Source organism: Frankia sp. CcWB3 (assembly GCF_977927595.1).
Window position 1 is genome coordinate 1 of record NZ_CDWRCK010000196.1, and the last position, 8,062, is coordinate 8,062.

Consider the following 8,062-nt stretch of genomic DNA (forward strand, 5'->3'; position numbering starts at 1 on the left):
GGGCGCCGGGCGGGACACCGAGCGAGACGGCGAGCGAGACGACGGCGAGCGAGGCGCTCATCGACTTCGTGGCGCGGGAGCTGTCCATCCACAAGCGGCCCCGGGAGATCCACCTGGTGACCGAGCTCCCCCGCAACTCGATGGGCAAGATCCGCAAGTCCGCCCTGGCTCCCCCGGAAACGCCCTGAGGGCAGGTCACGGCGTCGAGGAGAGCGTGCTCGGGGTGCTCACCCCACCGGGGCGGGAGGCCCTGCGGTCCCTGCTCGCCCGCGCCCTGGCGGGCTGACCGGCCCGGCGGGGCTGGCGGGACCGGCCGGCAGGCCCGTGGCGAGGCCGCGGTAGAACGCGCTGGTCGCCATCAGCTCCTCGTGCGGGCCCTGCGCGACCACGCGGCCCTCGTTCAGCACGAGGATGAGATCCGCAGCCCGCACCGTGGAGATCCGGTGGGCAATGACCAGCAGTGCCCGCTCGGCGGCGATCCGGCGCATCGCGCGGGTGAGCGTCTGCTCGTTGACGCTGTCCAGCTGGGCCGCGGGCTCGTCCAGGAGCAGCACCGCGGGCTGAGCGATCAGCGCGCGGGCGATCGCGACCCGCTGCCGTTCCCCGCCGGAGAGCAGCACACCATGATCACCAACCGGGGTCCGGAGCCGCTCGGGCAGCCGGTCGGTGAAGTCCCGCAGCCCCGCCGTGGCCAGGACCGCGGTGATCTGCTCCTCGGTCGCCTCCGGCGCCGCGTAGGTGATGTTGTCCCGCAGGCTGCCGTGCAGCACCGGGGTGTTCTGCTCGACCAGCCCGACCCACCCGCGGGCGGTCGCGCGGGGCATCGCGCGGACGTCGTGGCCGGCGAAGAGGATCATTCCGGCGTCCGGCTCGTAGAATCGCTCGACGAGCTCCAGGATGGTGGACTTGCCGGCACCGGACGGCCCGACCAGCGCGACGTGCCCGCGGGACGGCACCGTGAACGACACCCCGCGCAGCACCGGCGTCTCCGCGTAGCCGAACCAGACGTCACGGAACTCGATCGACGGCACCTGCGGATTCGGCGGCTCCCTGCGTGACAAGGACAAGGATGACACTCGTGACGAGGGTGAGGGTGACAACGGTGCCGGCGGGCGCGTCCCGCCGGGGGCCGCGGCCGCCACGGGGCGCAGCGGACCGTGCACCGGCTCGTCGTCGCCCTCCCGGGGCAGCGCGAACACCGCGTTGACCCGCGACAGCGCCCCCATCCCCCGCTGGATGGTCGCCGCCGCCTCGATGAGCTGCGACAACGGCATCACCAGGTAGGTGGCATACAGCAGGAAGGCGACCAGGCTGCCGAGCGAGGCCGAACCGCGTGCCACCAGGATCCCGCCGACCAGGAGCACGACCAGCACGCTTCCCTGCACCGCGAGCTGCATCGCGGGGGCGATGATCGAGTCCAGCTTCGCCATCCGGATCCCGGCCTGGTATGCGGCCGCGGCGTGGTCGCCGATGCGCGCAGCCTCCCGCCCCTCGGCGCGGTTCGCCCGCACGGTACGGATCGCGGTGAGGGCGCGCTCCAGGTCGGCGGTCATGCCGCCGACGCTGGCCTGCCCGCGTTCGGACACCGTCCTGATCCGGGACAGCGCGCCGAATACCACGACCCCGGCCACCGCCACCACCCCGAGCACGAGCAGGAACAGCCAGGGGTTCAACCAGATCATCAGGGCGACGGCGCCGACGACGCCGATCACGCTGGTGACCAGGGAGGTGAAGCTGTACGCCACCGCCTCCCGCACCACGGTCGTGTCGGTATTCGCGCGGGAGATCAGATCCCCGATCCGCCGCGTGTCGAACACCCGCATGCGCAGCCGCAGCAGGTGGCCGATCAGGCTGGTGCGCAGGCCGAGCAGGACGCCCTGGCCGACGCGCTCGAGCAGGTAGTGCCCGGCGGTGTCGATCATCGCCTGGCCGACGAACAGACCCAGCAGCGCCCCGATGAGCCAGCCGGGAATACCCCCCGCCTGCGCAGCGTCGATCACCCGCATCACGAGCAGCGGTTGGAGCACCCCGACGGCGGTGCCGACCACGGTCAGCGCCGTGGCGATCGCCACCGCCCCGCGACGGCCGCGCAGCAGCGCCCAGAGTTCCGCGACGCCCCGCAACGCGGGCCCCCGGGCAACTCCCTGGCCCTCCCCCTCAACGACGTACGCCCTCGTCACGAGGCACGCCCCTTCCGCGAAGCCCGCCACTCCCACGAAGCCCGCCCGCGCGACGCGGCCCGGTTCCCGTTCCCGGACCGACGCTGAGCAGCGGCCGCAGGTAGCCGGCCGGCATCGACTCCCCCACGATCACTCCGTCCGCCTCGACCCACGCGTGCGCGGCGAACGGCGCGATGGTGCGCACCCCCACACGCCACGTCGGGAACGTTCCGGTCAACCGGCACAGCAGGGCGGTCGCTATCGAGCGGGGAACGCAGCCCCGCGCGCCGCGGCAGGTGAGGCTCACGGCTGTCACCGCCTGCCGGGCGGCGAGCGCGGTGTCATAGTCGGCCGGGCGGGCGCCCGCGCCCACCTCCGTGAGCACCCGGCAGATGCGGGCCGGCGACTGGGTCGCGAGCACCCGCGCGATCCCCACGGCGACCAGCGCGCCGAGCCGACGAGCGAGGGACGGTTTCGCCTCCGGCCGCTCGACCACCATCGGCGCGGTCACCGGGACTGCGCCCGGGGATCGCAGACCGCCTCGGTCTCGGGTGACCATCGGGGTTCGGGCTCAGCCTCGATGAGGCCCACGTCCGCGAGTTGGGCGAGCAGACCCTCCACGTCGCGGCGCGCCGTCTCCGGGTCAACCTCGCTGGCCTCACACAGCCCGCGGGCGGCGGCTGCCGTGTCGCCGCCGTCGAGCAGGATCCGCAGCACCAGGTCACCCGAGGGGTTGAGGGTCCAGTACCGGCCGTTGTCGATATGGAGGAGCACCGCTCCGTACTCGGTCGGCGCCCGCACTACGTCAGGCCGCAGCGTCACCATGATCACTCACTCCTCCGGTAGCTCACTCACTTCTCCGGTAGCGCAGTCAGGGCCCCGCCGGTAGCGCAGTCAGGGCTCCGCCGGCTCGCGAGCACCCGCAGCCACGCGTCCACCGCGAACGTCGGTTGCAGCGCCTGGTGGCGATGACCAGGTACGGACGAAGATCGGCACGCCTGGCGCAGCGCGTCTGGCTCGATCAGGCCGAGATCGGCCAACGGGCTGTCATCGCACAGCTTCACCAGGACGTCCTGGCTGGCGCGCAGGCCCTGATCCGCCTCGGCGGCGGCATCCGCCTTGGTCTCGCGGCGCAGGCATTCCTGCGGCACCACCCGGCGCATGGCCTCCTTCAACAACGGTTTGTACTCCCACGGGCCGGTGCGCTCCTCGGGCCGCACCGCCAGCGCCGCCCGGACCACCCGATCGTCGAGGAAGGGGGCGGCGAGCGGCGGGCCGACCGGATCGGCGAGCTGGTCGAACAGCCGGAACACCGCCGCGCCGGCGCGGATGGCGAAGAGATCGGCGTGGCCGTCCCGGGTCTCGGCCAGCGGCCAGGCACGCCGGGCGGCCTCCGCGAACGCTCCGGCCAGCAGGTCGAGGGCCGCCGGCGTGAGCCAACCCGGGACCACAGGCGGAAAGGCCCAGTCGAGCGGGGCCAGGACGCCCGGGTGGGATCGGCCGAAACCGGAGGAACCGGAGGAACCGGCCGGACGGTGGGCCTGGTCGAGCGCATCGGCCATGTCGGCGAGGCAGTCCCGGTAGCCGCGCGGCCACATCATCCGCAGACACGCCATCCGCGGCCAGCCCTCCTGCGCTCGGTGTCCGCGCAGGTCGTGCAGCGCCCGCCAGGGCCGGCGGCGCAACAACCGGGGGAGGTAGGCGGGACAGCCATAGGCGACCTCGTCGCCACCGAACCCGGTGAGGTGCACCCGCGGCCCGTACAGCGCGACCCGGTCAAGACCCGCGCGCAGCTTCGCCCGGTCGACGATGCCGACGAACGGCCGGTCGAGCGGTTCGTCGGCATCGGCAATACCGTCGTAGACGAGGGGAAGCCCGGCGGCGGGCAGGACCTCGCGCGTGACGCCGGGGAGCGTGGCCGCGGCCCGCGCGGCCCACTGGGCGTCGTCGTCACCGGGATCGCGGGCGATCCCGGTGAGCGCGACCACGTCGGCGGGGCCGCGCGCGGCCAGGCAGCACACCGAGGTGGAGTCCAGCCCACCCGACAGATCACAGCTCACCGTCCCGCCGCCGGCGACCCGCGCCGCCACGGCCTCGGCGAGAGCCGCCCGCAGGGTCGGCGCCCCCTCCGCACGGGACCGCACCGGTGCCGGTCGACGCCACCACCGCAGGACAGTGGCCTTCTCGTCAGGGCCGACGAGAAGGTAGTGATCCGGGGGCAGCGCGTCGGTCGACTCCCAGAGCACCAGGTCGTCGAGCGGATGGGGCGGTGACGGGTCGAGCAGCGACAGAGCCAGCGCCGCCCGGTTCAGCGGGGCGCCCGTGAGCCGGGCGAGCACGTCGGCGCGGTCGGCGGCGACCAGCTGGCTGCCCAGCCGGGCGGTGAAGACCCGCCGGGTTCCCGTCGGGCTGCCCTGGATACGACGGTGGCCGTCGATGTCGGCGATCACGTGGTAGTCGCCGGCCACCGCGCGCGCGAGGTCGAGAGCATGCACGTCACGGGCCGAGAGAAGCAGCCGCAGGAGCTGTCGCGCGTTGGTCGCGGCACACCCGATCAGGGCCAGTCGCGAGCGCCCGGCGACGGCACTGACCATGGCGTCGTCCGGCCAGTTGCCGACGATCCACGGCCGCCCGGAGGCGTACCGCAGCATGTGACGGACCCCCGGCGGACGCACGACGGGATCACGGTCGGCCAGCACCAGAAACCAGCAGGACGGAATCGGGACCACCGCCACCCCGGCCGCCGTCACGCAAAACGCCGCCAGAAATAGTCACACCCCCAGCCCCAGCGGCCGTTCGTCACTGCGGCGAAGCTGCCGGCATCCTCCAGTCGCGGGGGGAGGTAGGTAGCCTTCATCGTCTTCTCCTCAGCGGTTTCCGCGCGCCCGCGCTGTGACGCGCACCCTTGCGACGCGCACCCTTGCGACGCGCACCCTTGCGACGCGCGCCGGTGGCGATACACGACGGCGCCGCGCCCGTGGCGCGGGCGCCGGCCAGCTGGTCCGGCCCGTCTGGTTGAAATTCCCCCGCCGGGTTCACTGGCGGTTCAGCTGACCTCCGGTGGTGAATTTGGGGGACCTGAGCACGGTCTGCGGTCCCTGGACCGTGCTCAGGTCCCCATAATTCGGCCGCCGCACGACTCGGCCGGAACGGCCGTGGTATCAGGTGATCCACGAGTCCGGATTCAGTACATGCTGATGGGCACGCCGCAGTTCGACACCGGGCTCGATCCCGAGTTCGGTCACCAGCCGCCGGTAGACCGTCTGGTACTCGGCCAGTGCCTCGGCCCGCCGGCCGGTGTGTTCCAACGCGAGGATCAGTTGGGCCCAGAGACGTTCCCGGGTCGGATGTTCGACCGTGAGCGCCCGCAGGGTCGGCAGCACCCGATCGTACTCGCTGAGGGCCAGGCGGGCGTCGATCAGGTCCTCGCACACCGCCCAGCGAGCCTCCTCCAGCCGGAGGACCTCCGCGCCTGCGATCTCCGCCGGGAGCTCGTCGAACGCGTCCCCCCGCCACAGCGCGAGGGCACCTTCGAAAAACCCGGCAGCGCGTTCCGGTGAGCCGGCACGCACGGCGGCGCGGCCCTGCTCAGCGGCCGATTCGAACCGCTTAGCGTCGATCTCATCGGGCGCGACGACCAGGCGGTACTCCCCCGGCCGGCTCTCGATGCGCCCGGGGCCGTTCCCCCCGGCTCCGGGCGTGCCCAGGGGCGGCCGGAGGGTGTGCCGCAGCTCCGAGAGATAAGTCTTGATGTTGCCCCCAGCGGAGCGCGGCGGGGCATCCTGCCAGAGCGCGAGCCGCATCCCGTCCACACTCACCCACTGGCCGGCGTGCAGCAGCAGGGTCAGCAGCAGGATGCGCTTCTTGCGCTGGTCGATGCGGACCTGCTCACCCGAGGATCGCCGCACCTCCAGCGGTCCCAGGACCGCGAACAGGAGGCCGGCCCCGATCGCGGAAGATGCGTTCGGACTCGCCTCAGATAGGTAGTCGTCGAGCATCGTGGCTCTCATCGATCGGGCCCCCGTTTCGGTTTTCCCGTGCGGGCCGGCTGGTCCCGCCCGGGCCGGTGCCGTCTCCCGGCCCGGTGCTGGCCCGGTGGCTGAATACCCCCAGCTCACCCCGGGTAGTCATCCGGTGCATGCGGATATCGAGCAGCGATCTCGGGCGGGTCGGGAACACCGCCCGACAGCGCCGGCGCCCGGTCGGCGGGCCTCGATCAGGGTCAGATCCCGAGCTTCGCCCGCGTCTGCGGCCCGACGATCCCGTCGACCACCAGACCGTGCTTCAGCTGGAAGTCCTTGACCATGTGGTTGGTCTGGTACCCGAACTTCCCATCCACGCTGATCGGGTAGCCAAGGCTGGCTAGCCTCTTCTGGATCTGGTGGACGTCGAGGCGGAACCCGAGGCCGATGGCCAGCGACGGGTAGCGGGCCGCAGGCGCCACCACGGCCGCACGCGCCGGGGCAGCCAGCGAGGAGTAGGAGACGTTCGTGAACCGCGCGCCGCGCGAGACGGCCGCCGCCGCTGCCTGTCCCCGGGCCAGGTAGCGGTAGTGCATGCCCTTGGTGTAGGCGCTCCAGGCGGTGATGCCCTGGCCTTCACAGACCTTCTTCGCCGCCCAGACGTTGACGGTTGGGTCGTAGAGGTTGCGGTTACCCACCCAGCCGGCGTGGGCCCGCATGTTGATCTGCCACAGGCCGCGCGAGTCCTCGCCGGAGGTGGCGTGGGCGTAGGGGTTGCCGCCGGACTCCGCAAGAGCCACCGCGACCCAGGTGGCCAGCGGGACGCCGCGGCAGCCGGGCAGTCCCGCGTTCGCGGCCGCGCTGGCGATCGTCACATCGGGGACCGTGGTGGCGGCCCTGGCCGGGCTCGCGGTGGCGAGCATGCCGGCGCCGGCGCCGATCACACCGACGGCGGCGACAACGGCGCCCCGGGTCCGGGTGGAATTTTTCCGATGCTTTCCCTTGGCCATTTCTTTGACATCTCATTTCGGTGTCGTCGAGCACAGACTGGTGATCGAGGGGAGGGATGCCGCTCAAAGGAGGGCGAGCGGAGACGACCGCGCTGGAGAAGAGCAGCACCCAGTGCCGGTCCCCCGGTGCGCCGAGGGTCCGTCCGGGGACGACCGATCGACGCACCCTGAGGATTCCGGGGTCGATGGGCTGAGCAGCCCGGCAGGCGGCCGCGGTCATTCCGTTCCGGGCCTGGCGGGCCCGGTGGACGGCAGGGGTCAGCCGACCACGGATGACGAGGTCAGGTGGCTTTCAGCCGAGCTGGTGGTATCGCGCGTCAGCGCGATCGGCCGGTACGGGCACCGACCGGATGGCACGTTCTCGCGAAGACGTCAGGGCGAGAACGGCGCCCAATATGGCGGGGACGCACCGCGGGTCGCGCCGAACGGCGTCACGGTCCAGAAGACCGGAGCCGAGCGTTCCTGAAACACAGGCAACGTCGAGTCCTTCCCGTACGCCTGCGAGGTTAGCTGTCGGGTTCGGGCCGGGAAGCCCGGCCGTTTCCGCGGCGTGCGCGTAACGGCTTAACCCCAAGGGCGGCCCGCAACGAGCCACCCGGAGGAACGTGGTTCCCCCGCTTCTGCCCAAGGTCTCTCGGAGGGAGCTCCGGACCGTGGGCAGAACTCGGCGTCGGCCCGGAGCTGTTGATACCTCGCAACCGTAGCGAACTACAGACCGTAGTGACAAGTACGAGTTGCGCCGAATCTGGGCGCATGTTGGTCACGATACGTGCATAACGCTGCGGTACCGCAACTCTCGGACATCAATAGCAGCTACCGGTAGCGACACAGATCACCCGTCACGACCGGATCTTGGCGATATGACCGGTCTGTCGCCACGGGGACCGGTAGTCACCGGGACCGCCCGGCCGCCCGGCAATCCCTGCGCCCC

General features: G+C 72.0%; 7 protein-coding genes, 1 pseudogene and 1 riboswitch. Of the genes and pseudogenes, 1 reads left to right on the forward strand and 7 read right to left on the reverse strand.

What is annotated here, in order from left to right; translation table 11 throughout:
• A pseudogene (locus ACY5KJ_RS14720) lies at nt 1-188 on the forward strand (acyl-CoA synthetase); the annotation flags it as partial.
• 39 nt (nt 189-227) lie between these two features.
• On the opposite strand, the gene ACY5KJ_RS14725 reads toward ACY5KJ_RS14720, so the two are convergent.
• The 7 genes from ACY5KJ_RS14725 to ACY5KJ_RS14755 form a co-directional block, all read right to left on the reverse strand.
• Nucleotides 228-2,180 (reverse strand): ABC transporter ATP-binding protein, encoded by a 1,953-nt coding sequence (locus ACY5KJ_RS14725; RefSeq protein ID WP_462186036.1) that lies wholly within the window; start codon nt 2,178-2,180, stop codon nt 228-230.
• Nucleotides 2,158-2,670 carry a lasso peptide biosynthesis B2 protein gene (locus ACY5KJ_RS14730; protein WP_462186037.1) on the reverse strand — a complete coding sequence of 171 codons (513 nt, stop codon included), beginning with the start codon at nt 2,668-2,670 and terminating at the stop codon, nt 2,158-2,160. Before ACY5KJ_RS14730 ends, ACY5KJ_RS14725 begins: the two co-directional genes overlap by 23 nt.
• Nucleotides 2,667-2,984 (reverse strand): lasso peptide biosynthesis PqqD family chaperone, encoded by a 318-nt coding sequence (locus tag ACY5KJ_RS14735; RefSeq protein WP_462186038.1) that lies wholly within the window; start codon nt 2,982-2,984, stop codon nt 2,667-2,669. Before ACY5KJ_RS14735 ends, ACY5KJ_RS14730 begins: the two co-directional genes overlap by 4 nt.
• A gap of 26 nt (nt 2,985-3,010) precedes the next feature.
• Nucleotides 3,011-4,888 (reverse strand): asparagine synthase-related protein, encoded by a 1,878-nt coding sequence (locus ACY5KJ_RS14740; protein WP_462203600.1) that lies wholly within the window; start codon nt 4,886-4,888, stop codon nt 3,011-3,013.
• Between the two features lie 17 nt (nt 4,889-4,905).
• Nucleotides 4,906-5,016: a lasso RiPP family leader peptide-containing protein gene (locus ACY5KJ_RS14745; RefSeq protein WP_462186040.1), complete on the reverse strand. Its 111-nt coding sequence runs from the start codon at nt 5,014-5,016 to the stop codon at nt 4,906-4,908.
• A gap of 304 nt (nt 5,017-5,320) precedes the next feature.
• A complete protein-coding gene (locus ACY5KJ_RS14750; protein WP_462203601.1) occupies nt 5,321-6,169 on the reverse strand; it encodes an AfsR/SARP family transcriptional regulator in 849 nt (282 codons plus the stop codon).
• Nucleotides 6,170-6,381: 212 nt separating this feature from the next.
• Nucleotides 6,382-7,131, reverse strand: a complete 750-nt coding sequence (locus ACY5KJ_RS14755; RefSeq protein ID WP_462203602.1) for a peptidoglycan-binding protein — start codon at nt 7,129-7,131, stop codon at nt 6,382-6,384.
• A gap of 481 nt (nt 7,132-7,612) precedes the next feature.
• Nucleotides 7,613-7,766: riboswitch (cyclic di-AMP (ydaO/yuaA leader) on the reverse strand.
• Nucleotides 7,767-8,062: the final 296 nt, after the last annotated feature.

What these genes read in the sequence shown, in the direction of transcription:
- ACY5KJ_RS14750 (WP_462203601.1), bottom strand. Translation starts at nt 6,169, where the DNA reads ATGAGAGCCACGATGCTCGACGACTACCTATCTGAGGCGAGTCCGAAC.
- ACY5KJ_RS14755 (WP_462203602.1), bottom strand. Translation starts at nt 7,131, where the DNA reads ATGGCCAAGGGAAAGCATCGGAAAAATTCCACCCGGACCCGGGGCGCC.
- ACY5KJ_RS14735 (WP_462186038.1), bottom strand. Translation starts at nt 2,984, where the DNA reads ATGGTGACGCTGCGGCCTGACGTAGTGCGGGCGCCGACCGAGTACGGA.
- ACY5KJ_RS14745 (WP_462186040.1), bottom strand. Translation starts at nt 5,016, where the DNA reads ATGAAGGCTACCTACCTCCCCCCGCGACTGGAGGATGCCGGCAGCTTC.